Source organism: Micromonospora sp. PLK6-60 (assembly GCF_019890675.1).
GTDB lineage: Bacteria > Actinomycetota > Actinomycetes > Mycobacteriales > Micromonosporaceae > Micromonospora.
The window spans coordinates 1-22,993 of record NZ_JAIOAA010000001.1 but is presented as its reverse complement, the minus strand read 5'-3'; the positions used below and the strand labels follow the sequence as shown (position 1 = coordinate 22,993).

Here is a 22,993-nt window from a genome sequence, read left to right as displayed (position 1 = left end):
CGCCTGCTAGATCCGGACCGTGGCGGCGGGGTCGTTGGCGACCGCCGTCACCGTCGCCACGGTCTGCGTGCCGGCCGGCACCAGGGCGTTGTAGCGCAGGACGGTCGGGGAGAAGCCGGCGAGTTCCTTGTCGCCGACGCGCAGGCATTTTTCGCGCGATCCTGACATCGCGCGCGCACAATGGACCACCGAGCCCGCGTGAAGCGGTTCCACGGCCCGGTGGCGTCATTTGCTCGGGCAGGTCGGGGTGGCCGGCCACCCCGGCCCGGCGCCGCGCCCGGCCCGGACGTCAGCGGCTGGTACCCGCCCGCCGCTTGTTGTAGATGTCGAACGCCACGGCGAGCAGCAGCACCAGTCCCTTGATGACGGACTGGGTGGACTGGTCGACCCCCATCAGTTGCATGCCGTTGCTCATCACGGCCATGATCAGCCCGCCGACCATGGCGCCGACGACGGTGCCCACCCCGCCGGAGACCGCCGCGCCGCCGATGAAGGCCGCCGCGATCGCGTCGAGTTCGAACATGTTGCCGGCGGCGGGCTGCGCCCCGTTGGCCCGCGAGGAGTAGATGACCCCCGCGACGCCGGTGAGGAAGCCCATGTTCACGAAGATCCAGAAGTTCACCGTACGGACCTTCACCCCGGACAGCATCGCGGCCGACAGGTTGCCGCCGATCGCGTAGACCTGTCGCCCGAAGACCGTCCGCCGGGTGACCAGCCCGTAGCCGATGACCAGTGCGGCCAGGATGATCAGCACGATGGGCAGGCCGCGGGCGTGGGCCAGCTGCCAGCCGAAGAACATGATGACCGCGCCGACCAGCACCACCCGCGCGACGAACAGCGGGAAGGACTCGACCGGCTGCTGGTAGCGGATCCGGGCGACCCGGGTACGGAACTCGCTGACCGCGTAACCGGCCACCGCCAGGGCCGCGATGAGCAGGGTGAAGGCGTCGAAGCCCTGGCCGCCGAGCAGGCCGTTGAGGAAGCCGTTGGCCACCCGCTGGTATTCCGCCGGGAACGGCGACAGCGAGATGTTGTCCAGCACCTGCAGCGTGAGGCCGCGGAACAGCAGCATGCCGGCGAGGGTGACGATGAAGGCCGGCATGCCGACGTAGGCCACCCAGAAGCCGTGCCAGGCGCCCACCGCCACGCCGACCGCCAGCGCGGCGAGCACCCCGACCCACCACGGCTGGCCCTGCTGGATCACCAGCACGGCGGAGACCGCGCCGGTGAGCGCGACCACCGACCCCACCGACAGGTCGATGTGCCCGGCGATGATCACGATGACCATGCCGATGGCCAGGACCAGGATGTACGAATACTGAAGGACGATGTTCGTGATGTTGCCCGGGCTCAGCGACACCCCGTCGGTCAGGATCGCGAACAGCGCCACGATGACGATGAACGCGACATAGATGCCGCTCTGCCGCAGGTTGCGCATGATCAGCGTACGGGGGTCGCTGGTGCCGGTGTGCAACGCGGCGGCCGGAGCGCTCGCCGAGGACGCGGTGTCCGGCTCGGGGGCGGGCCTGGTGCTGGTCATCGGGCGGGCTCCTTCTCCTTCGTCATGAGCGCCATGAGGTTTTCCTGGGTCGCGTCGGACACCGCGAGTTCACCGGTGAGGCGGCCGGCGGAGAGCGCGTAGATGCGGTCGCACATGCCGATGAGCTCCGGCAGCTCGGACGAGATGAGGATGACGGCCTTGCCGTCGGCGACCAGCCGGTTGATGATCGTGTAGATCTCGAACTTCGCCCCGACGTCGATGCCCCGGGTCGGCTCGTCGAGGATCAGCACGTCCGGATCGGTGAACAGCCACTTGGACAGCACGACCTTCTGCTGGTTGCCGCCGGAGAGCTTGCCCACCACCGACATCACGCTCGGCGTCTTGATGTTCATGTTCCGCCGGCTCTGCTCGGCGACGCTGATCTCCTCGTTGCCGTCGACCCAGCCCGCCCGGGACAGCTTGCCCAGCGCCGCCGCCGAGATGTTGCGGCAGACGTCGGCGATCACGTTCAGGCCGTACCGTTTGCGGTCCTCGGTGACGTACGCGATGCGGTTCGCGATCGCCTCGGCCACCGTGCGGGTGCGGACCTGCCGGCCGTGCATGAACACCCGGCCGGTGACGTCACGGCCGTAGGAGCGGCCGAACACGCTCATCGCCAGCTCGGTGCGCCCGGCGCCCATCAACCCGGCGATGCCGACGACCTCGCCGGCACGGACGTGGAGCGTCACCCCCTCGACCACGTTGCGGTCCTGCACGGGGTGCCGCACCGTCCAGTCCTCGACGCGCAGCACCTCGGCGCCCGGTGCCGACTCCCGGTCGGGATAGAAGCTGGTCAGGTCGCGCCCGACCATGCCGCGGATGATCCGGTCCTGGGTCACCTGGCCGTCGCGCATGTCCAGCGTCTCCACGGTGCGCCCGTCGCGCAGCACGGTGGTGGAGTCGGCGATGGCGGTGATCTCGTTGAGCTTGTGGGAGATCATGATGCAGGTGATTCCCCGCTCGCGCAGCGTGCGCAGCAGGTCGAGCAGGTGGGCCGAGTCGATGTCGTTGAGGGCGGCGGTCGGCTCGTCGAGGATCAGCAGCCGTACGTCCTTGGCCAGGGCCTTGGCGATCTCCACCAGTTGCTGCTTGCCGACGCCGAGCTGGATGACCGGCGTGACCGGGTTCTCGTTCAGGCCGACGGAGGCCAGCAGCGTGCCCGCCTCCGCGTTGGCGCGGTTCCAGTCGATCAGGCCACCGGCGCCGCGCCGCTCGTTGCCGAGGAAGATGTTCTCCGCGATCGACAGGAACGGCACCAGCGCCAGCTCCTGGTGGATGATCACGATGCCGACCGACTCGCTGTCCCGGATGCCGTTGAACCGCACCGGCTTGCCGTCGAACAGGATCTCGCCGGCGTAGCTGCCGGTCGGGTGGACCCCGGACAGCACCTTCATCAGGGTGGACTTGCCCGCGCCGTTCTCGCCGCAGATGGCGTGGATCTCCCCGCGCCGGACGGTCAGCGACACCTCCTCCAGCGCGGTCACGCCCGGGAAGGTCTTGGTGATGCTGCGCATCTCGAGAAGCGTGTCGGCCATGGCTGCGAGTCCTCGTCGTCTCGGTCCCGGTACCCGTCGTACGGAAGTGGTGGGGCCCGGCGGTGGTGGCCCACCGCCGGGCCCCACCCGGCGTTACTTGACCTGACCGGAGGCGACCTGCGCCTCGGTGTAGTAACCGGAGTCGATCAGGGCCTGCTTGATGTTGTCCTTGTAGACCGTCTCCACCGGCAGCAGGTACGACGGCACCACCTTGACCCCGTTGTCGTAGGTCTCGGTGTCGTTCGCCGTCGGCTCCTTGTCCTGCAGGAACGCCTCGGCGGCGGTCACCGCCTGCTCGGCCAGCAGGCGGGTGTCCTTGAACACCGTCGAGTTCTGCACCCCGTCGTTGATCAGCTTCACCGACGCGATCTCCGCGTCCTGGCCGGTCACCGGCGGCAGCGGGTTGGCGGCCGGGCCGTAGCCGGCGTTCTGCAGGGCGGTGATGATGCCCCGCGAGATCCCGTCGTACGGGGACAGGACGCCGTTGACCTTCGTGCCGTCGTTGTAGGAGGAGGTGAGCAGGTCCTCCATCCGCTTCTGCGCGGTCTCCTGCTGCCAGCGCAGGGTGGCCACCTGTTCGAGCTTGGTCTGCCGGGACTTGACCACGAGCGTGCCGTCGGTCAGGAACGGCTTGAGCGTGTCCATGGCGCCGTTGAAGAAGTAGCGGGTGTTGTTGTCGTCGAGCGACCCGGCGAACAGCTCGATGTTGAACGGTCCCTTCGCCGAACCCTTCGAGCCGTCCTTGTTGAGCAGGCCCAGCCCGACGAGCAGGGCGGTGCCCTGGGCGACGCCGACCTTGTAGTTGTCGAAGCTGACATAGAAGTCGACGTTCTTGCTGTCCCGGATCAGCCGGTCGTAGGAGATCACCGGGATCTTCGCGTCGGCGGCAGCCTGGAGCTGGCTGCTCAGCGCGGTGCCGTCGATCGCGGCGATGATCAGCACGTCGGCGCCCTGGGTGATCATCTGATCCACCTGCTGGGACTGGGTGGGGATGTCGTCGTTGGCGTACTGCAGGTCCACCTTGTAGCCCTTGGCCTGCAGCTTCTGCTTGACCGCGTTGCCGTCGGCGATCCACCGCTCCGAGGTCTGCGTCGGCATCGACACCGCGATGGTGAGGGAGGACGGCTTCTTGTCGCCGGTGCTGGAGCCGCCGCCCGCTCCCTCACCGCTGCACGCCGCCAGGCTGAGCGCCAGCACGGCGCCGCCGAGAGCAGCCAAAAACCTTCTGTTCACTTAGCTCTCCCCTCTGTGGAACTCGTGCTTCCCGCGCATCGAGAAGTGTTAGCGCTAACAAGATTGCCGTCAACACCTCGACGCACTCCCGGTCGTAACACTCCTGTAACGGCGGGGGGCGCCCTGTTCAGCGGTGGTGCGGTCCGGCCCGGCGTCATCCGTCGCCGACCCGGGGCGGCCCGTGCTCGGTCAGCCGGAAGCCGACCCCGCGCTCGGCGTCGATGGTGACGCCGGTGCCGAGCCCGTGCAGCTTGCGCCGCAGTCGCTTCACCAGGGACTGCACGTCCGCCCGGTGGCGCGGCCCCTCGGCCCGCCAGACGGACCGGTGCAGCTCGGCATAGCTCCACACCCGCACGGGTTCGGTGGCCAGGCAGCTCAGCAGGGCGTGTTCGAGCCGGGTCAGGTCCGCCTCGCGGTCGCCGTGCCGGGCGGTGCGGCGGCGCGAGTCGATCAGCAGGCGACCGGCCGGCTCCCGGCCGTCGGCGCGGTCGGGCGAGGGCGGGGGGTCGGTGGGGTGCGGCCCGCTGGCGATCAGCCGACGCAGCTCCGCCAGGTCCGCGACCAGCAGCAGGGGCGCCACGCCGGCGAGGCGTTCGGCGAGCGCGATCCGCTCGGCCGGCGACGCCGTCACCGCGATCACCAGCGGGCGCGGCTCGTCCCCGGCCGGGCCGGGATCGTCCTGATCGGTCAGCAGGTGCCACCCCCGGAGCTGGGCGGGCGAAATTTGCCCGTCGTCGGCCTGCCCGTGACGATAATTGTCAGACGTGCTGACATCCAGGCAACCCTTGGTGACGAGTTGCTGACGTAGCGTCCTTGATCGGCCATTCATGTCGATCATAGTGTCCAATCGGGCGGTCGCCGTGACCCGTTCGCCGCCCGGGGGCAACGAGGTTCGCCGATCGCGTCCATCCACTCGCGCGGGCCTCCGCACCTTCACCTCGATCAACTCTGGGTCGGAGGAGGCAGCACATGTTGAGAAGTCCACACCGGAGGCGCCTGGCCAGATCGCTGGTCGGTGCCGCCGCGGCGATCGCGCTCGCCGCGGCAGGATTGGCCACCGGCGGCGCCGGCGCACAGGCCGCACCGTCCGGGTCCGATGCCGCCACACCGTCCGACAAGATCCGTCCCGAGCTCGCCCGGCAGTTCCAGACCAAGAACGACGGTGACTTCTGGATCCACTTCGCCCAGCAGGCCGACCTGAGCAAGGCCAGCGCCATCAAGGACTGGAACAAGCGGGGCACCGCCGTCGCCGAGGCGCTGCGACAGACCGCGCAGGAGAGCCAGGCCAAGATCCGGGCCGAGCTGGACGCCGCCGGCGTGAAGTACCAGACCTTCTGGGCGACCAACGCCATCAAGGTCAGCGGCGGCTCATCCGACCTGGTCCAGAACGTCGCCGCGCACGCCGAGGTCGACGGCCTGTACGCGCCGATCGAGTACAAGGTCCCCGAGATCACCAAGGGCACCGACGAGAAGACGCCGAACGCCCTGGAGTGGGGCATCGCGAACATCAACGCCGACGACGTCTGGTCGCAGTACGGCGTCAAGGGCGCCGGCATCACCGTGGCGAACATCGACACCGGCGTCCAGTTCAACCACCCGGCCCTGGTCAACTCCTACCGCGGCAACAACGGCGACGGCACCTTCAACCACAACTACAACTGGTTCAACGCCGCCGGCACCTGCGCCGCCGCCCCGTGCGACAGCAACGGCCACGGCACCCACACGATGGGCACCATGGCCGGTTCCGACGGCGCCAACCAGATCGGCGTCGCCCCCGAGGTCAAGTGGATCGCGGCCAACGGCTGCTGCCCCACCGACGCCGCGCTGATCACCTCCGGACAGTGGATGCTGGAGCCGCGCGACCTCAACGGCCAGAACCCGGACGCCAGCAAGCGGCCGAACATCATCAACAACTCGTGGGGAACGACGCTGCCCTCCAACGACCCGTTCATGGAGGACGTGACGCTGGCCTGGACCGCCTCCGGCATCTTCGGGGTCTGGTCCAACGGCAACAGCGGGCCGAACTGCCAGACCAGCGGCTCGCCGGGCAGCCTGACCAGCAACTACTCCGCCGGCGCGTACGACATCAACAACACCGTCGCCAGCTTCTCCGCGCGCGGCGCCGGCCAGGGCGGCACGATCAAGCCGAACATCTCCGCCCCCGGCGTCAACGTCCGGTCGAGCATCCCGGGCAGCGGGTACGCCAGCTACAACGGCACCTCGATGGCCGCCCCACACCTCGCCGGCGCGATCGCCCTGCTCTGGTCGGCGGCGCCGGCGCTCGTCGGTGACATCCCCGCCACCCGCGCGCTGCTGAACACCACGGCCGTCGACAAGGCCGACGCCCAGTGCGGCGGCACCGCGGCCAACAACAACGTCTACGGCGAGGGTCGCCTGGACGCGCTCGCGTTGCTCGGCGACGCACCCATCGGCGACACCGGCACCGTCGCCGGCGCCGTCACCGACGCCGCCGGCGGCGCCCCGATCGGCGGCGCCACGGTGGCGCTGACCGGTCCGGCCACCCGCCAGCTCAGCACCGGCAGCGACGGCCGGTACTCGTCGCTGCTCCCGGTCGGCGAGTACCAGGCCACCGTCTCCGCCTTCGGCTACGCCAGCCGGACCGTGCCGGTGACGATCACCAAGGACACCACCACGACCACAAACGTCGCGTTGACCCGGGTGCCGAGCGTCACGGTCAGCGGAACCGTCACCGACGGGTCCGGGCAGGGCTGGCCGCTCTACGCCAAGGTGAGCGTCGAGGGCCCGTCCGGCGTGTCCGACCACACCACGCCCACCAACGGTCGCTACAGCTTCACCCTGCCCAGCGAGGCGACGTACACCCTCAAGGTCGAGGCGCGGTACCCCGGCTACCAGACGGTGACCAGGGAGGTCGCGGTCGGCTCCGGCAACGTCACGCAGGACGTGGCCGTGCCGGTCGCCGCGAACTCCTGCACCACGGCGCCCGGCTACCGCAACGGATCCGACGGCGTGTACGAGACCTTCGACGGCACCGCCGTGCCGGCCGGCTGGTCGCTTGTCGACCACCAGGGCAACGGTCAGGGCTGGCAGTTCACCGACCCCGGCAACCGGGGCAACCTGACCGGCGGCGCGGGCAGCTTCGCCATCATCGACAGCGACAAGTACGGCAGCGGCAACCGGCAGGACGCCTCGCTGGTCAGCCCGGTCGTCGACCTGACCGACGTGGCCGCCCCGGTGATCCGGTTCAACCAGGACTTCCGGCAGCTGGGCACCAACCGCGCGGACGTCGACCTGAGCCTCGACGGCGGCGCCACCTGGACCAACGTGCTGCGGCAGAGCGCCAACGTCCGCGGCCCGCTGGTCACCGAGGTGAAGATCCCGCAGGCGGCCGGCAACGCGCAGACCCGCGTCCGGTTCCACTACTACGACGCCGCGTGGGCGTGGTGGTGGCAGGTCGACAACGTCCTGATCGGCAGCCAGGTGGTCTGCCGGCCGCTCGACGGCGGCCTGGTCCTCGGCCACGTGCAGGACAAGAACGATGACGGCTACGTCAACGGCGCGACCGTCACCAGCGACGACCGCCCGACCGAGCGGGCCACCACCGCGCCGACCCCGGACGACCCGGACCTGCCGGACGGCTTCTTCTGGATGTTCTCGTCGCTGACCGGCGCGCACCCGTTCACCGCCACCGCCGGCGGCTACCTGAGCCAGACCCGGCAGGTCGACGTCGCCAACCACGGCGCGACGGCCTCGACGTTCCAGCTCGCCGCCGGCCGGCTGTCCATCCAGCCCACCGAGGTGACCGGTACGGCCCAGATGCCGGGCGGCACGGTGACCAGGTCGTTCACCGTGACCAACACCGGCGGCGCGCCGGTCGACGTCCAGTTCAGCGAGCGCGACGGCGGCTTCACGCTGCTGCGCGCCGACGGATCCCGGGTGAGCAGGCAGCAGGTGCTCGGCGCCGACGGCGCACCAGAGCAGCGGCTCACCGTGCCCACCTCGTTCGCCGCGCGGGCGAGCGGCAAGACGGACACCGCGACCGCGGTGGCCGGCCCGCAGGCCGAGCCCTGGACCGGCATCCCCGCCTACCCGGCGAACGTGATGGACAACCGGGTGGTGAACCTCGACGGCAAGGTGTATTCGATCGCAGGCGGCAACGGATCGGCGTCGAGCGCGAAGAACTACGTCTACGACCCGATCGGGCAGACCTGGGCGCCGATCGCCGACCTGCCCGCCGCCCGCAACGCGATGACGGTGGGCGTCCTGGACGGCAGGATCATCGCCACCGGCGGCTGGGGCGCGTCCGGCCCCGACGCCACCACCTGGTCGTACGACCCGGCGGCCAACGCCTGGACGAAGAAGGCCGACAACCCGGCTCCGCGCGCCGCCGCCGGGCAGGCCGTCGTCGACGGCAAGCTCTACGCCGTCGGCGGGTGCACCACCGCGTCCTGCACGCCGATGGGCAACTCCGTCGTCCGGTACGACCCGGCCGGCGACACCTGGGAGACCCTGCCCAACTACCCGAAGTCGGTGGCCTTCGCCTCCTGCGGCGGCATCGACGGCGTCGTCTACTGCACCGGCGGCAACGACGGCGCCGCCGCGCAGAAGGCCAGCTACGCCTTCGACCCGGGCGCCAACACCTGGACCGCGATCGCCGACGCGCCGGTCGACAGCTGGGCCAGCTCGTTCGCCGTCGCCGGCGGCAAGCTCCTGGTGGTCGGCGGCGTGCAGGGCGGCGCCATCACCAACGCCGGCTTCGCCTACGACCCGGCCGGCGGCTCCTGGTCCAGCCTGCCGAACGCCAACACCGCCCGATACCGCGGCGGCGCGGCGTGCGGCTTCTACAAGATCGGTGGCTCGTCCGGAAACTTCACCGCCACCCCGGACAGCGAGGTGCTGCCCGGTCTGGAGGAGTGCGCCGAGGGCCCGGCGGACGTCAGCTGGCTGACGATCGACAAGACGTCGGCGACGCTGGCGCCCGGCGCGAAGGTCACGGTGACCGTGCGGATGACGGCCGACGTCGACCAGCCGGGCACCTACACCGCCTCGGTCGCGATCAAGGAGAACACCCCGTACACGGTGGCGCCGGTGCCGGTCACGATGACGGCGCAGCCCCCCAAGACCTGGGGCAAGCTGACGGGTACGGTCTCCGGCAAGAGCTGCTCGGGCGCGACCGCGCCGCTGGCCGGCGCGCTGGTCCAGGTCAACGCCAAGTCGGCGGGGTGGACCTTCACCACCGACGGGCAGGGCAGGTACGCCTACTGGCTGGACCGCAAGCACAACCCGCTCACCCTGATCGTCGCCAAGGACGGCTGGCAGCCCCAGACCCGGCAGACGACGATCAGCACCAACGCCCCGCGGGTCGAGGACTTCACCCTGACCCCGACGCGCTGCTGACCGCCGAGTGAACCGATCCGGCCCGCCTGGTGTCGACCGGGCGGGCCGGATCCGCGTCGCGTGGGCCGTCCGCCCCGCCCGGTCCGGGCCCGGGGACCGGGCGGCCGTCAGGCCAGGGCGAGCCGGAAACCGACCCCGCGTACGGCGTCGATCGTGGCGGCGGCGCCCAGCCGGACGAGCTTGCGCCGCACCCGGCGCACCACCGAGTGCAGGTCGGAGCCGCGGCCGAGATGGGCGTTGCCCCACACCGTCAGGTGCAGCCGCTCATAGGTCCACACCTGCCCGGGCTCGCCGACCAGGCAGCGCAGCAGGTCGTGCTCCAGCCGGGTCAGCTCGACCTCCCGGTCCCGCCAGCACAGCACCCGCCGGCCCGAGTCGACACTCAGGCTCGACGGCGGGGGAGTGGGGGCGGCGCCGGAGGGCGCGGCGCTGTCGGGCTCGACGCCGGCGGCGGGCCCGGCCACGGGCGCGCGGGTCGCGTCGAGGAACTGCCGGGCCTGTTCGACGGTCGACACGATGAGCACGGCGTCCGTCCCGCCGAGCAGTTGGGCAAGCCGCTGCCGTTCGTCCGGCGACGAGGCGATGCCGATGGTCAGGGACATGGCCGGGACACCCCGCATCCCCACCCCCTCTGGTTGCGCACCACGGTGGCCGGGCTACGCCGGATCACGGCGCTCCCGGGTGGTGACGGTCCGATGAAGAATGGATCGGGGTACGTCTGGCGAAAGCGGTTTCCGGGTCGACGAGGTTGAGGCGTGATCCTCGTCCGCCACGGAAAGAAAAGCGGATTGCCGACAATTCTGGTCTGGTCATTGTGTAGTTCGGCACCGGGTCCGTCCGGGCAGGTCCGCGTGTTTCTGACCGGTGTCGGAACTGTTTCCCTGTGGTCGGCGGTGGTCGGTCAAATGCCTGCGGGCGTTCGCTTCCGGCTCGTGCCGGCCGGCGTCGAACGATTGGTATAGTAGTGCCCTTCGATGTCCCGGGCAACGTTCCGCCGGGGCGATCGGTTCCATTCCGGCAATTACCAATGAGTAACCGCCGCGCGGTCGCCGCCCGTGCGCCCGGCGTTCAGGAGAAGTGCGTACGCGGCCGGGCGAGCCGCTCGCCGTCGACGATCAGGTCCACCTTCTCGTTGTAGAACGCCACCAGGCCGGCGATCGGCAGCAGGGCGGCGGTGGGAAAACCGTACGACCAGGCCAGGTCCGGGTGCACCGCGGCACCGGCCCGCACCGACCAGTACGCACTGGTCCGCCCCTTGTACGGGCAGGCGGTCGTGGTCGCCGACGGCACCAGGTGCCGGAAGTCCACCGCCGTCCGGTCGAGGTAGTAGCGGGTCGGCAGGCCGGTCTCGAAGACCAGCACCGGCGCGACCGACTCGGCCAGGAGCAACCCGTCCAGCTCCACCCGTACCCGCCGGGACGACCGCAGCGCGTCCACCCGCGAGTACGGATTGCGCGGGTGCACGAACACCTCCTCGTCCTCCTCGAACCAGCCGTCCAGCGCCGCCCAGTCGAACCGGACCGTGTCCGCCAGCCCGGGCAGCGCGTCGGCGCCGTACCAGCGTGCGCACGACGCGTGCCCGGTCGGGCCGACCCGCAGCCCGTACCACCGCGCGGTGCCGCGCCGGGACCGCTCCGTGCGCCCCTCGTCGACCAGCAGCTCCCGCCGCACGTCGGCGGCGGGCAGGTAGTACTGCGGGTAGAACGGCCACTCCCACACGTACGACGCCCGGGTCGTGTCCACCACCAGCTCGCCGCCGAGGAAGGCCCGCACCCGCCGGGGGACCGGCTCGACGTGGTCGACCGGAGCGATCGCCTTCGGGTAGTCCGCCACCTGTCCTCCTCGCCTCCGGATGCCGGTCACCGGTTCAACGAGCGGGCCGCCCCACCGTTCACGCCCGGGTGTGAGCTGGGGCACCTTCGTGTCAATGCGGGGAATGCGCGGGCCTGCCGGCGATTTGCTGCCAGGTGTGACATCCGCAGCCGAGCTGACCGACGCGCCCGCCCCGACCCGACTGCCCGGTGAGCTGATGAGCCCCCGGCAACGGCTCCGCCTCGTCCTCGTCCTCGGCTCGCTGATCGCGATCGGGCCGCTGACCATCGACATGTACCTGCCCGCCCTGCCGGCCATCGCCGCCGACCTGCACACCACCTCGGCGGCCGTCCAGCTGACGCTGACCGGCACCCTCGCCGGTCTCGCCCTCGGCCAACTGCTGATCGGCCCGCTCTCCGACGCCCTCGGGCGCCGCCTGCCCCTGCTCACCGGCGTCGGGCTGCACGTGGTGGCCTCGGCGCTGTGCGTGGTCGCGCCGAACGTCGGGCTGGTCGGCGTGCTGCGCGTACTGCAGGGGCTGGGGGTGGCCGCCGCCGCCGTCGTCGCGACGGCGGTCGTCCGCGACCTGTTCAGCGGCGCCGCCTTCGCCACCCTCTTCTCCCGGCTGATGCTGGTGATGGGCGCGGCGCCGATCCTGGCCCCGACGCTGGGCAGCGGCGTGCTGCGCTGGTCGGACTGGCGGGGCGTCTTCGTGGTCCTCGCCGGCTTCGGCCTGGTGCTGACCGTCGTCGCCGCGTTCGGGCTCGCCGAGACCCTGCCGCCCGAGCGGCGCCGCCGCGGCGGGGTGCCCGCGGTGCTGCGGGACTACCGCGCGCTGCTGCGCGACCGCACCTACCTCGGGCTCGTCCTGGTCACCGGCCTGGCCATGGCGGCCCTGTTCGCGTACGTGTCCGGCTCCTCGTTCGTCTTCCAGCAGCAGTACGGGCTCGACGAGCAGCAGTTCGGGCTGGCCTTCGGCGCCGGCGCGGTCGGCCTGATCGCGGCCACCCAGCTCAACGTGCGCCTGCTGCGCCGATATTCACCGCAGCGGATCCTCGTCACCGCGCTGGGCGTGGGCACCGCCGCCGGGCTGGTGCTGCTGACCTTCGCCGCCACCGGCGTCGGCGGCCTCGCCGGCATCCTGGCGTCCCTGTGGGTGGTGCTCGCCGCCGCCGGGCTCGCCCTGCCGAACGCCCCGGCGCTGGCCCTGTCCCGCCACGGTGAGGCGGCCGGCACCGCCGCCGCGCTGCTCGGCGCCGTCCAGTTCGGCGTCGGCGCGCTGGCCGCGCCGCTGGTGGGCGTGCTCGGCAACGGCAGCGTGGCGATGGCCGTGGTGGTGACCGGTGGCATGGCCGCGGCGACCGTCCTGCTGTTCGCCGTCGCCCGGCCGGGTCGGCTGCCCGAGGTCGAGCCGGCCGTGGTCCCGGTGGCCCCCCACTGACGGCCCGCCGCGCCGCGATCGACGACGGCCGGGATCGGCAGCACCTCTCCGATGCCCGCCGGCATGACCCGCCCCGCCCGAAGGGGAAAGCCCTGCCGGGTGGCGGTCAGTCGGGCAGGCGGGGCATCTCCAGCGCGGGGGCGCGGCCGAGCAGCACCGCGCGGGTCAGCGCCGTCGAGCCGAACCGGTCCCGGACGGCGTCCACCGCCGCGTCCAGGTCGACGCCCGGGTCCGGCGCGAACGGCAGCGGCGGCTGCACGTGGCCGGCGCCGAGGTTGCCGACCGACACCCCGATCAGCGTGACGCCCCGCCGGTCGATCTCCGGCAGGGCCGCCCGCAGCAGCGCCCGCGCCGTGCCCAGCAGCGGGCCGGTCTGCGCGGTCGCCTTCGCCACGGTCTGCGAGCGGGTGGCGCGGCTGTAGTCGGCGAAGCGCAGCCGCAGGGTCACCGTCCGGCCGCAGCGGTGCGCCGCCCGCATCCGCCGGGCCACCCGGTCCACCAGCCCGGCGAGGATCGCGTCGAGGTCGCCGGGGGTGGTGCCGGCGCCGCCGAGGGCGTGCTGCGCGCCCATCGAGCCGCGCCGGCGGCCGACCTGCACCCGGCGCGGGTCCCGGTTGTGCGCCAGCGCGTGCAGGTGCCGGCCGGCGCCCGCGCCGACCAGCGACACCACCGTCGCCTCGTCGAGCCGGGCGACCTGGCCGACGGTGCGGATGCCCCGCTCGCGCAGCTTCGTCGCGGTCACCGGGCCGACGCCCCACAACCGCTCGACCGGCAGCGGGTGCAGGAACTCCAGCTCCCGGCCCGGATCGACCACCAGCAGCCCGTCCGGCTTGGCCACCCCGCTGGCCACCTTGGCGAGGAACTTCGTCCGGGCCACCCCGACGGTGATCGGCAGGCCGACCCGCCGGCGGACCTCCCGGCGCAGCCGGTCGGCGATGTCCGGCGCGGGGCCGGCGAGCCGGCGCAGGCCCCCGACGTCGAGGAACGCCTCGTCGATGGAGAGCCCCTCGACCAGCGGGGTGGTGTCGCGGAAGATCTCGAAGACCGCGCGGCTGGCCGCCGTGTAGGCCGCCATCCGGGGGCGCACCACGATCGCGTCCGGGCAGAGCCGGCGGGCCTGCCGGCCACCCATGGCGCTGCGCACGCCCCGGGCCTTCGCCTCGTAGCTGGCGGCCAGCACCACCCCGCCGCCGACGATCACCGGCCGGCCGCGCAGTCGCGGGTCGTCGCGTTGCTCGACCGAGGCGTAGAACGCGTCGAGGTCGGCGTGCAGGATCGTGGCGTCCGGCGGCACCGCCACATCTTCGCACAGGTGTTCGACCAGGCGCCACTGACCTGGCGGAACGCGCCGGTCCGGGCCGACCCGGACGGTCCATCAGACCGTCCGGGCCGGACCAGACTCAGAAGCCGAGGGCGTCCCGGCCGCCGACCACCGGCACGGTGAGGCTGCTCGCGCCCGGCTGGACGGTCAGCCGGGTGCCACCCAGCGGCAGCAGGGTGTAGTCCTGGTCGCTGGAGAGCACGACCACCCCGATGCGGTGTCCCGCCGGGAAGACGTAGTCCTTCGGCTCCAGGGTCCAGGTGTAGTCGTACATGACGCCCTGCTGGACCGCGGTGGTGTGCGACCGGCCGGTCCGGTTCTGCGGGTCCAGCCAGCCCCGGGTGACCACGACCGGGGCCGCGGTGGCGCCGGGCGCGCCGTAGTCGACCAGGTGCACGGTCAGGTTCGCGTCGTTGCGATTGTCGATCGACATCCGCAACCGCATCTCGGGCCGCCCCGACATGCGCACGTCCTGGGTCAGCACCGGCGAGCGGTAGACCAGCCGGTTCTCGCTGGCCGCGTCGGGGTTGGCCACCAGCGTCCGCGGGCTGATGGTGCGCCCCTCGTCCACGAAGGACTGCTCGGTGCGCTGGTTGGCCGGGCCGCGGCTGATCAGCCCACCGGGCTCGGTCGGGCTGGTCGCGGTCAACCGCAGCGGCACCTCGCGGGCGGCGGGGTCCGGCCAGTTGGCGTACGTGGTGTAGGCGCGGTTCTCCCGCTGCACGACGGCGGTGGGCTCGTCCATGATGCCGTTCTGCACGCCCCACAGCCAGTAGTCGAACCAGCGGTTCTCGGTCTGCTTGTAGGTCCACGCCTGGCCGTCGGGCAGGGCCACCGTCGCGGTGTTGCCGGGGCCGCCGTGCCCGCCCTGGTGCAGCCAGATCTTGCGCGGCACGTCCCGCTTGGCGAGCCGGTCCCACCAGCCGGCGAAGTTCTCCGTCTTGACGTTCCAGTCGTTGAGGCCGTGCACGACGAAGACGCTGGCGGTCACGTTCTTCGCTCCGGGCAGGTAGTCCCGGTCCCGCCAGAAGTCGGTGTAGTCGCCGGTGACCCGGTCCTGCTCCGCGGTGATCTGGGCCATCTCGTCGGCGCACCGGCCCTGGGCGCGGGCCTGGCCGGCGGTGTACATCGCCAGGATGTCGGCGTCCTCGCCCTGGTAGCCGCCGGGCGCGACGACCAGGCCGTTGGCCCGGTAGTAGTCGTACCAGTTGCTGATCGCGGAGACCGGGATGATCGTCTTCAGGTTCGGTACCCCGGTGGTGGCCACCATGTTGGGCAGCGTGCCGTTGTAGGACACCCCGGTCATGCCGACCGCGCCGGTGGTCCAGTCGGCGGTGACCGGCTCGCCGGCGGCGTTGTACGCCTTGCCCCGGCCGCCCAGCCAGTCGATGATGGCCTTCGTGCCGAGCGTCTCGGCCATGTCGCCGCTGGTCGGGCAGCCGTCGGAGTCGCCGGTGCCGACGCTCTGCCCGAGCACCACCGCGTAGCCGCGGGGGACGTAGTAGTCGTCCAGGGTGCCGGGCAGGTTGGGCCTGGCCCGCTGGATCGCGATCTGCTGTTCCGCCTGGGCCCGCGCGGAGCGGCTGAGCCCGTTCTGCGGCAGCTCGTCGACCAGCACGCTCGGGTAGGGCACGCTGCCCCAGGTGCCCTTGCGGTAGGGGCTGTGCTCGAAGACCACCGGGACCTTGAGCCCGGCGGTGGCGGTCTCCCGGGGGCGGGAGATGTCGGCCACGACCCGGTCGAGCTTTCCGTCGTGGTCGGTGTCGAGGGTCGTCTCGACCCACACCCGTTCCTCGACGGCGTCGGCGAACGAGAACACCGGTTGGGTCATTCCGTTCTGGACGACGATCCCCGGTGTCGGCGCCGGCTCGGCGGCGGCGGGTGCCGTGGAGACGGCCAGGAGCGAGGTGGTGGTGAGGGTGGCGGTGAGAAGCAAACGGCGTCTGCCTTGGCGCATGAATGTCCTCCGAAGGGTGGGGGATCTCCCCGAGCCCGTCATGCTAGTGGCGCCGGTGTCCAGGGTCGATGGTCCGCGTGGTGCGGAATGACCTGGTGGAACGGCTGGCTGCGCCCCGAGCGGAGAGCCCGGGACGGCCACCGGCGGTCAGCCCGTGAGACGCCGGAGCGTACTTGTTGACACGGCGGGCCGATTCGATGAGGATCTTGTCGTGCGAAGCGCCTATCTCACCAAGCGAGGTCACATCGACCTCCTGCGCGTCGCCAGCGCTGCCTGTCGACCCCGCGTCTGACGCCGGGTTCCTGATTCCGCCCGCTGCGGGCGTTCCCACGCCACCGGTCTCCGGCCCGGCGGCCTCGCCACGCATGGCATCCCCGATCTCCCGACAGGAGAGCTGTTCCTCGTGCGCAAGACATCCGTACGCCTGACCGCGGCCGTGCTCACGGCCGCCCTGACGGGCACGGTGGCCTGGACGGCGCCGGCACACGCCTCGGCGTTGCCGGCCGTGCCGCCGGCTGCCGCCGGCCCCAACGAGATCACCGGCTACCCCCGGCAGAACGTGCTGCCGGTCTGGCCCGACAACCCCACCGACGCATCCATCCCGATCGGCGTCACTCCCTACGACGAGATCGCCCCGAAGCTCAACCGCCTGCAGGCTGCCAGCAAGCGGGTCTCCGCCCGGGTGGCCGGCCGGTCCAGCGGTGGCTACGACCTGTACGCCGTCACCGTCACCGCCCCCGAAACCCGTCAGGAGGCCCGCCAGCAGGAGGAATGGAAGCGCCTGCTGGAGGAGGACCCGGTCCGGGCCCGTACCGACCCCCGGCTGCTGGCCGACTACAAGACGCCGCTGTTCGTCAACGCCAACATCCACGGCAACGAGTGGGAAGGCACCGACGCGGCGCTGCGGGTCATCGAGGAGTACGCGACCAGCACCGACCCGGCGGTCACCCGGTTGCTGGCGCGGAACCGGTTGGTCTTCAACATCACCGCCAACCCCGACGGCCGGGTCGCCGGCACCCGCGCCAACGACGCCGGCTACGACCTCAACCGGGATCTCACCATCGTCTCGCAGCCCGAGACGAACCTGATCCGCGAACTCATCGTCGACACCAAGCCGATCATCACCCTCGACCTGCACGGGTACGTCAACCCGACGTTGCTGCACCCGAGCACCCCGCCGCACAACGTCAACAACGAGTACGACCTCTACATCAAGCACGGCCTGCCGAACGCGCTGGCGATCGAGGAGGACCTGCGCGCCCTCGGTTACGCCGAGACCCAGCGGGCCCGGATCCCGTTCCGCGACGACGCGCCGGGCGTCTGGGACGACTTCCCACCGATCTACGTGCCCTCGTTCGCGATGCTGCAGAGCAGCATCCCGTACACCATCGAGGCGCCGCTCAACCCGCGCGGGGGGAACCTGACCCCGCAGGAGCGGGTCCGCCGTTCCGGGATCAACACCGACGTGCACGAGGTGGCGATCAAGACGTCGCTGCGCTACATCCAGGACCACCGGGCCGAGGTGCTGCACGACCAGGCGGAGGTCTACCGGCGCGGCTGGGCCGGCGAGCCGCTGCGGGACATCCCCGACGGCTACGTGCCGGGCTGGGGACCGGAGGACAACTACCGGACGGTCTTTCCCCGCTCGTACGTCATCCCGAGTGGACGAGGACAGCACTCGGAGCCGGCGGCCGCCCGGCTGGTCGACCTGCTGATCGGCAGCGGCGGCCGGGTGTGGCGGGCCAAGCACGACTTCCGCGCCGACGGCCGGTCCTACCCGGCCGGGTCATACGTGGTCGACCTGCACCAACCCAAGCGGGGCCTGGTCAACTCGCTGCTGGAGCCGGGCGCCGACATCACCGACCGGGTGGGCGACCTCTACGCCGGTCCGGCCGCGTGGAGCCAGGGGCTGACCTGGGGGGCCACCGTGGACACCCTCTGGGACGACCTGCCGGACGTGCAGCTGACCCGGGTCTACGACGGCGTGGCCGCCGGCAGCCTGCCCTCCGCCGACGGCGACCTGCGGCTGGACCTCCAGGACGCCGCCGACCTGCTGGTGGTCAACTCGCTGATCCGCAAGGGTCTCCGGGTCCACCGGCTGGCCGACGGGTCGGTGGCGATCCCGGCGGTGCCGGGCAGCCGCCAGCTGCTCAAGGACGAGGTGCGGGCGCACGGTGTGACGTTCGAACGCGCCCCGGCCGGCTGGCGGGGGACCCCGCTGGACGAGATTGTCGTGGGTTACCTGGGCACCGTCGAGGAGCGCGACACGCTGCGCGACCTCGGCTTCCCGACCCGGGCCGTCACCCCGACGACGCTGGCCGACACGCTCACCGCCGACGTCGACGTGCTGCTGGTGGCGAGCAACCTCAACCTGTCGACCCTGACGGCGTCGAACCGTGCGGCGCTGGAGGCGTTCCTGGCCCGGGGCGGCGGCGTGGTCGGGCTGGGCACGGCCGGCGCGAACTTCGGCAACGCGGCGTCGCTGCTCACCGTCACCGCCACCGCCGGCCCGTCGCTGGCCAGCGGCGTCGCCAACGTCGTCAACCGGGGTGGCCCGGTCACCGCCGGGGCCGTCCCGCACTCGTTCATCAGCCAGCCGGTGTGGTTCACCCACCTCGGCGCCGGCGTGACGATCGAGCAGTCGTACGCCGCCGACCCGCTGCTGTCCGGTTGGTGGGCGGCGTCCGGTGCGGGGACCAACGGACAGGCCGCCGCCGCGAACCAGGCAAGCGTCGTGCGCCGGGTGAGCGACGGCGGCAACGGCGTGGTGCTCTTCGGCACCGACCCGACGTTCCGCCTGCACCCCAAGGGCCTGCAGGCGCAGCTGGGCCGGGCGCTGCTCTGGGCCGCCCAGCCCTGAGCGCCACGCGGTAGGTGAGTGCGGGCCCGGACGGACGTCCGCCCGGGCCCGCACCTCCCCCGACCCACCTGGCTAGGGTGAGCCGGGGGAGGTGAGATGACGCCGGAACTGAGCGGGGCCGCGTTGGCCGCACTGGAGGCGGCGGTGCCCGGCGGGGTGCGGACCGGGGCCGCGGACCGGTTGCGGCTGGCCCACGACGCCTCCCACTACCTGCTGCACCCCAGCGCCGTGGTCACCCCGACCGACGCCGAGCAGGTCGGCGCGCTGCTGCGGCACAGCCGCCGCACCGGCACCCCGCTGACCTTCCGCTCCGGCGGCACCAGCCTCAGCGGGCAGGCGGTCACCGACCGGCTGCTGGTGGACACCCGCCGGCACTTCCGCGAGCTGACCGTCCTCGACGACGGCCGCCGGGTGCGGGTGCAGCCCGGCGTGGTGCTGCGGCAGGTCAACGCCCGGCTCGCACCGTACGGCCGCAAGCTCGGCCCGGACCCGGCCAGCGAGTCGGCCTGCACCGTCGGCGGGGTGGTCGCCAACAACTCCAGCGGGATGACCTGCGGCACCGAGTTCAACACCTACCGCACGCTGGAGTCGGCGCGACTGGTGCTGCCCAGCGGCACCGTGCTCGACACCGGGGCTCCCGACGCCGACGAGTGGTTGCGCGCCGCCGAGCCGGAGCTGCACGCCGGCCTGCTGCGGCTGCGCGACCGGGTCCGCGGCAACCCCGACTCGGTGCGCCGGGTCCGCGCCCAGTACGCCATGAAGAACACCATGGGGTACGGGGTGAACGCGTTCCTGGACCACGACACCCCGGCGGAGCTGCTCACCCGGCTGGTGGTGGGCAGCGAGGGCACCCTCGCCTTCGTGGCGGAGGCGACGCTGCGCACCGTACCCGCGCACCGGCACGCCGCCACCGGCCTGCTCGTCTTCGCCGACCTGGCCACCGCGATGGCCGCCATGCCGGCGCTGGTGGCCGCCGGGCCGGCGGCGATCGAGCTGCTCGACGCCGCCGCGCTGCGGGTCGCCCAGACCGACCCGAAGGCCGACGCCGCGCTGCGCGGCCTGCCCGTCTCCGCACACGCCGCGCTGCTGGTGGAGTGGCAGGAGGCCGACCCGGACGCCCTCGCGGCCCGGCTGGCCGAGGCCCGCCCGGCGCTGGCCGAGCTGCCGCTGACCGGGCCGGCCCGGCTCACCGGCGACGCGTCCGCCCGGGCCGCGCTCTGGCACATCCGCAAGGGCCTGTACGCGGCCGTCGCCGGCGCCCGCCCGGCCGGCACCACCGCGCTGCTGGAGGACGTCGCCGTCCCGGTCGCCGCCCTCGCCGACACCTGCGCGGCGCTGGCCGACCTGTTCGCCCGGCACCGGTACGAGCAGAGCGTCATCTTCGGCCACGCCAAGGACGGCAACCTGCACTTCATGCTGAACGAGCGGTTCGCCGACGGCGCGGCGCCGGCCCGCTACGCCGACTTCACCGAGGAGTTGGTCGACCTGGTGCTCGGTCGCGGCGGCACGCTCAAGGCCGAGCACGGCACCGGCCGGGTGATGGCCCCGTACGTGCGCCGGCAGTTCGGCGCCGAGCTGTACGCGGTGATGCGGGAGCTGAAGACGCTCTGCGACCCGGGCGGGGTACTCAACCCGGGCGTGCTGCTCGCCGACGACCCGACCGTCCACCTGCGACACCTGAAGACGGTGCCGACCGTCGAGGAGGAGGTGGACCGCTGCGTGGAGTGCGGCTACTGCGAGCCGGTCTGCCCCAGCCGCGACCTGACCACCACGCCCCGGCAGCGGATCGTGCTGCGCCGGGAGATCGCCGCCGCCCGCGCCGACGGTGACCTGGCGCTGGCCGGCGAGCTGGAGCGCGCGTACGACTACGACGCGGTGGACACCTGCGCCGTCGACGGCATGTGCGCCACCGCCTGCCCCGTCCTGATCAACACCGGCGACCTGGTACGACGGCTGCGCGCCGAGCGCCACGGCCGGGCCGCGCAGGCCGGGTGGCGGGGCGCCGCCCACCGCTGGGCCGCCACCACCCGGGGCATGGCCCGGGGCCTGGACCTGGCCGGCGCCCTGCCGCCCGCCCTGCCCGAGGCGGCCACCCGGGCGGCCCGCGCGCTGCTCGGCCCGGAGCGGGTCCCGCAGTGGCGGCGTGACCTGCCCGGCGGTGGGACGGTGCGCCGGCCGCACCCGGTCGACGACCCCGACGCGGTCTTCGTCCCGTCCTGCCTGGGCACCCTCTTCGCGCCGGCGCCCGGCGGCACCGGCGTCGCCGCCGCGCTGCTCACCCTCGCCGACCGGGCCGGGGTGCGACTGCTGGTGCCGGACGGGGTGGCCGCCCTGTGCTGCGGCACGCCCTGGTCGTCGAAGGGCCTGACCGCCGGCTACCGGGCGGTGCGCGACCGGGTGCCACCGGCGCTGTGGGCGGCCACCCGCGACGGCGCGCTGCCGCTGGTCAGCGACGCGGCCTCGTGCACCGAGGGCTTCGCCAAGCTGGCCGCGGAGGCCGGCGGCCCGCCCGTCGTCGACGCCGTGGCGTACGCCGCCAGCCGGTTGCTGCCCCGGCTGACCGTGCGGCGCCGGCTCGCCTCCCTCGCGCTGCACCCCACCTGCTCGTCGACCCGGCTGGGGCTGGACGACGCGCTGCTCGGCGTCGCCCGGGCCGTCGCCGACGAGGTGGTCGTGCCGGACGGCTGGCAGTGCTGCGGGTTCGCCGGCGACCGGGGGCTGCTGCACCCGGAGCTGACCGCCTCGGCCACCCGCGCCGAGGCCCGCGCGGTCGCCGAGCGGTCCTTCGCCGGGTACGCCTCGGTGAACCGGACCTGCGAGATCGGCCTGGCCCGGGCCACCGGCCAGCCGTACCGGCACCTGCTCGAACTCCTCGCCGAGGCGACCGCGTGAGCGCGGCCGGCGAGGTGCGGCGGTGGGCGTGGGCCGGCCTGATGCTGGCCTGCGGGGCGCTGGTCGCGGCCGGCGCGGACCGGACCGGGGTGGCCGTCGTCGAGTTTCTGGTCTTCGCCGTGCTCGGGTTCCTGTTCTCGCCCCTGGCCTTCCCGAGGTCACTGCCCGCCGCGCAGGCGCAGCGCCGCAGCGCCGCCGACGGTCGGCCGATCGTCTACTGGCGACCGGGTTGCCGCTACTGCCTGCGGCTGCGGCTGCGGGTCGGTCGACTCGCGCACCGCGCGTACTGGGTGGACATCTGGCGGGACCCGGCCGGCGCGGCGGCGGTCCGGGCGGTGACCGGCGGCGACGAGACCGTGCCGACGGTCGTGGCGGGTGGCGACGCGGTGGTGAACCCGGAGCCGGCCTGGCTACGGCGGCGGCTGACCGGATAGCGCCGACGGCCGTGCCGACGGTCCGGCCCCCGGGCCGACGACGACCGGCCCCCGGGCGGCGCGGCCCGGCCCCGCGTCATGGGACCGGGCCGCGCACGGGTCAGCCCACCGTGCAGGTGGGGGTGCCGGACGGGGCGACGCCGTTGGCCTGGTAGCCGAACTCGGTGCTGCCGCCGGCGGGGATCTGCCGGTTGTAGTCCACGTTGCGGAAGTCAACCGTGCCGGTGGTGCCGCTGGCCTGGGCGCTCCAGGTGTTGGTGATCGCGGTGCCGCCGGGCAGCGAGACCCGGACGGTCCAGCCGTTGACCGCTGCGGCGCCCGCCGTGATCTTGATGGTGGCGACGAATCCGCCGGTCCACGAGTTCGTCGTCACGCTGGCGGTGCAGCCGGTGCCCGAGGGCGGCGGCGTGGTGGTCGGCGGCGGCGGGGTGGTGCTCGACGGCGGCGGCGTCGTGGTCGGCGGGGTGGTGGTGCCGCCGGCGTTGAGCGCGTTGAGCACCGAGGTGTACGCCGCCTTCTTGTTGCCGCCGGAGTCGAACAGCAGCGCGTTGTCCCCGCCGCGCCACGAGTCGCTGTCCCGGACCCCCCAGGT

The 22,993-nt window shown here is 72.7% G+C and carries 16 protein-coding genes; 6 read left to right on the top strand and 10 right to left on the bottom strand.

Translation table 11 applies throughout. The annotated features are described in order from the left end of the window. Positions 1 to 6 precede the first annotated feature (6 nt). From K7640_RS00075 to K7640_RS00055, 5 genes are all read right to left on the bottom strand, one after another. Positions 7 to 168 carry a cadherin-like beta sandwich domain-containing protein gene (locus K7640_RS00075; RefSeq protein ID WP_222952562.1) on the bottom strand — a complete coding sequence of 54 codons (162 nt, stop codon included), beginning with the start codon at positions 166 to 168 and terminating at the stop codon, positions 7 to 9. A gap of 121 nt (positions 169 to 289) precedes the next feature. Beyond that, on the bottom strand, positions 290 to 1,540 hold the full coding sequence (gene mmsB / locus K7640_RS00070) for a multiple monosaccharide ABC transporter permease (protein WP_222952561.1): 1,251 nt from the start codon (positions 1,538 to 1,540) through the stop codon (positions 290 to 292). After that, entirely contained in the window at positions 1,537 to 3,075 is a 1,539-nt protein-coding gene (gene mmsA, locus K7640_RS00065; protein ID WP_222952560.1) for a multiple monosaccharide ABC transporter ATP-binding protein, read from the bottom strand. Before mmsA ends, mmsB begins: the two co-directional genes overlap by 4 nt. A 93-nt stretch (positions 3,076 to 3,168) precedes the next feature. Then, positions 3,169 to 4,308 carry a multiple monosaccharide ABC transporter substrate-binding protein gene (chvE, locus tag K7640_RS00060; RefSeq protein WP_222952559.1) on the bottom strand — a complete coding sequence of 380 codons (1,140 nt, stop codon included), beginning with the start codon at positions 4,306 to 4,308 and terminating at the stop codon, positions 3,169 to 3,171. Between the two features lie 154 nt (positions 4,309 to 4,462). Then, entirely contained in the window at positions 4,463 to 5,146 is a 684-nt protein-coding gene (locus tag K7640_RS00055; RefSeq protein ID WP_255607686.1) for a winged helix-turn-helix domain-containing protein, read from the bottom strand. A 131-nt stretch (positions 5,147 to 5,277) separates the two neighbouring features. Between K7640_RS00055 and K7640_RS00050 the strand changes: the two genes are divergently transcribed. Further along, positions 5,278 to 9,684, top strand: a complete 4,407-nt coding sequence (locus tag K7640_RS00050; RefSeq protein ID WP_222952558.1) for a S8 family serine peptidase — start codon at positions 5,278 to 5,280, stop codon at positions 9,682 to 9,684. Between the two features lie 107 nt (positions 9,685 to 9,791). On the opposite strand, the gene K7640_RS00045 is transcribed toward K7640_RS00050, so the two are convergent. After that, positions 9,792 to 10,304 (bottom strand): winged helix-turn-helix domain-containing protein, encoded by a 513-nt coding sequence (locus tag K7640_RS00045; RefSeq protein WP_222952557.1) that lies wholly within the window; start codon positions 10,302 to 10,304, stop codon positions 9,792 to 9,794. Between the two features lie 448 nt (positions 10,305 to 10,752). Continuing rightward, positions 10,753 to 11,517: a DUF427 domain-containing protein gene (locus K7640_RS00040; RefSeq protein ID WP_222952556.1), complete on the bottom strand. Its 765-nt coding sequence runs from the start codon at positions 11,515 to 11,517 to the stop codon at positions 10,753 to 10,755. 196 nt (positions 11,518 to 11,713) lie between these two features. On the opposite strand from K7640_RS00040, the gene K7640_RS00035 reads away from it, so the two are divergent. Continuing rightward, entirely contained in the window at positions 11,714 to 12,937 is a 1,224-nt protein-coding gene (locus K7640_RS00035; protein WP_222953095.1) for a multidrug effflux MFS transporter, read from the top strand. 106 nt (positions 12,938 to 13,043) lie between these two features. Here the strand turns inward: K7640_RS00035 and dinB are convergent, their stop codons facing one another. Both dinB and K7640_RS00025 read right to left on the bottom strand, forming a co-directional pair. Continuing rightward, positions 13,044 to 14,231: a DNA polymerase IV gene (dinB, locus tag K7640_RS00030; protein WP_222952555.1), complete on the bottom strand. Its 1,188-nt coding sequence runs from the start codon at positions 14,229 to 14,231 to the stop codon at positions 13,044 to 13,046. A gap of 106 nt (positions 14,232 to 14,337) precedes the next feature. Continuing rightward, positions 14,338 to 16,215 carry a Xaa-Pro dipeptidyl-peptidase gene (locus K7640_RS00025; protein ID WP_222952554.1) on the bottom strand — a complete coding sequence of 626 codons (1,878 nt, stop codon included), beginning with the start codon at positions 16,213 to 16,215 and terminating at the stop codon, positions 14,338 to 14,340. Positions 16,216 to 16,369: 154 nt separating this feature from the next. On the opposite strand from K7640_RS00025, the gene K7640_RS30920 reads away from it, so the two are divergent. The 4 genes from K7640_RS30920 (at position 16,370) to K7640_RS00010 (ending at position 22,401) form a co-directional block, all read left to right on the top strand. After that, entirely contained in the window at positions 16,370 to 16,507 is a 138-nt protein-coding gene (locus K7640_RS30920) for a putative leader peptide (protein WP_374198039.1), read from the top strand. Between the two features lie 111 nt (positions 16,508 to 16,618). Next, complete coding sequence (locus tag K7640_RS00020) at positions 16,619 to 19,075, top strand: M14 family zinc carboxypeptidase (RefSeq protein WP_222952553.1); 2,457 nt, start codon at positions 16,619 to 16,621, stop codon at positions 19,073 to 19,075. A gap of 96 nt (positions 19,076 to 19,171) precedes the next feature. Further along, positions 19,172 to 21,967, top strand: coding sequence for an FAD-binding and (Fe-S)-binding domain-containing protein (locus K7640_RS00015; RefSeq protein WP_222952552.1), 2,796 nt, complete (start codon positions 19,172 to 19,174; stop codon positions 21,965 to 21,967). Beyond that, the gene (locus tag K7640_RS00010; protein ID WP_308042364.1) at positions 21,964 to 22,401 is read left to right on the top strand and encodes a glutaredoxin domain-containing protein; all 438 of its coding nucleotides are present in this window, start codon (positions 21,964 to 21,966) and stop codon (positions 22,399 to 22,401) included. The genes K7640_RS00015 and K7640_RS00010 overlap by 4 nt, the downstream gene beginning before the upstream one ends. A 100-nt stretch (positions 22,402 to 22,501) precedes the next feature. Here K7640_RS00010 and K7640_RS00005 read toward each other — a convergent pair. Beyond that, the coding region (locus K7640_RS00005) for a cellulose binding domain-containing protein (protein WP_222952551.1) at positions 22,502 to 22,993 on the bottom strand (492 nt) is incomplete at its 5' end.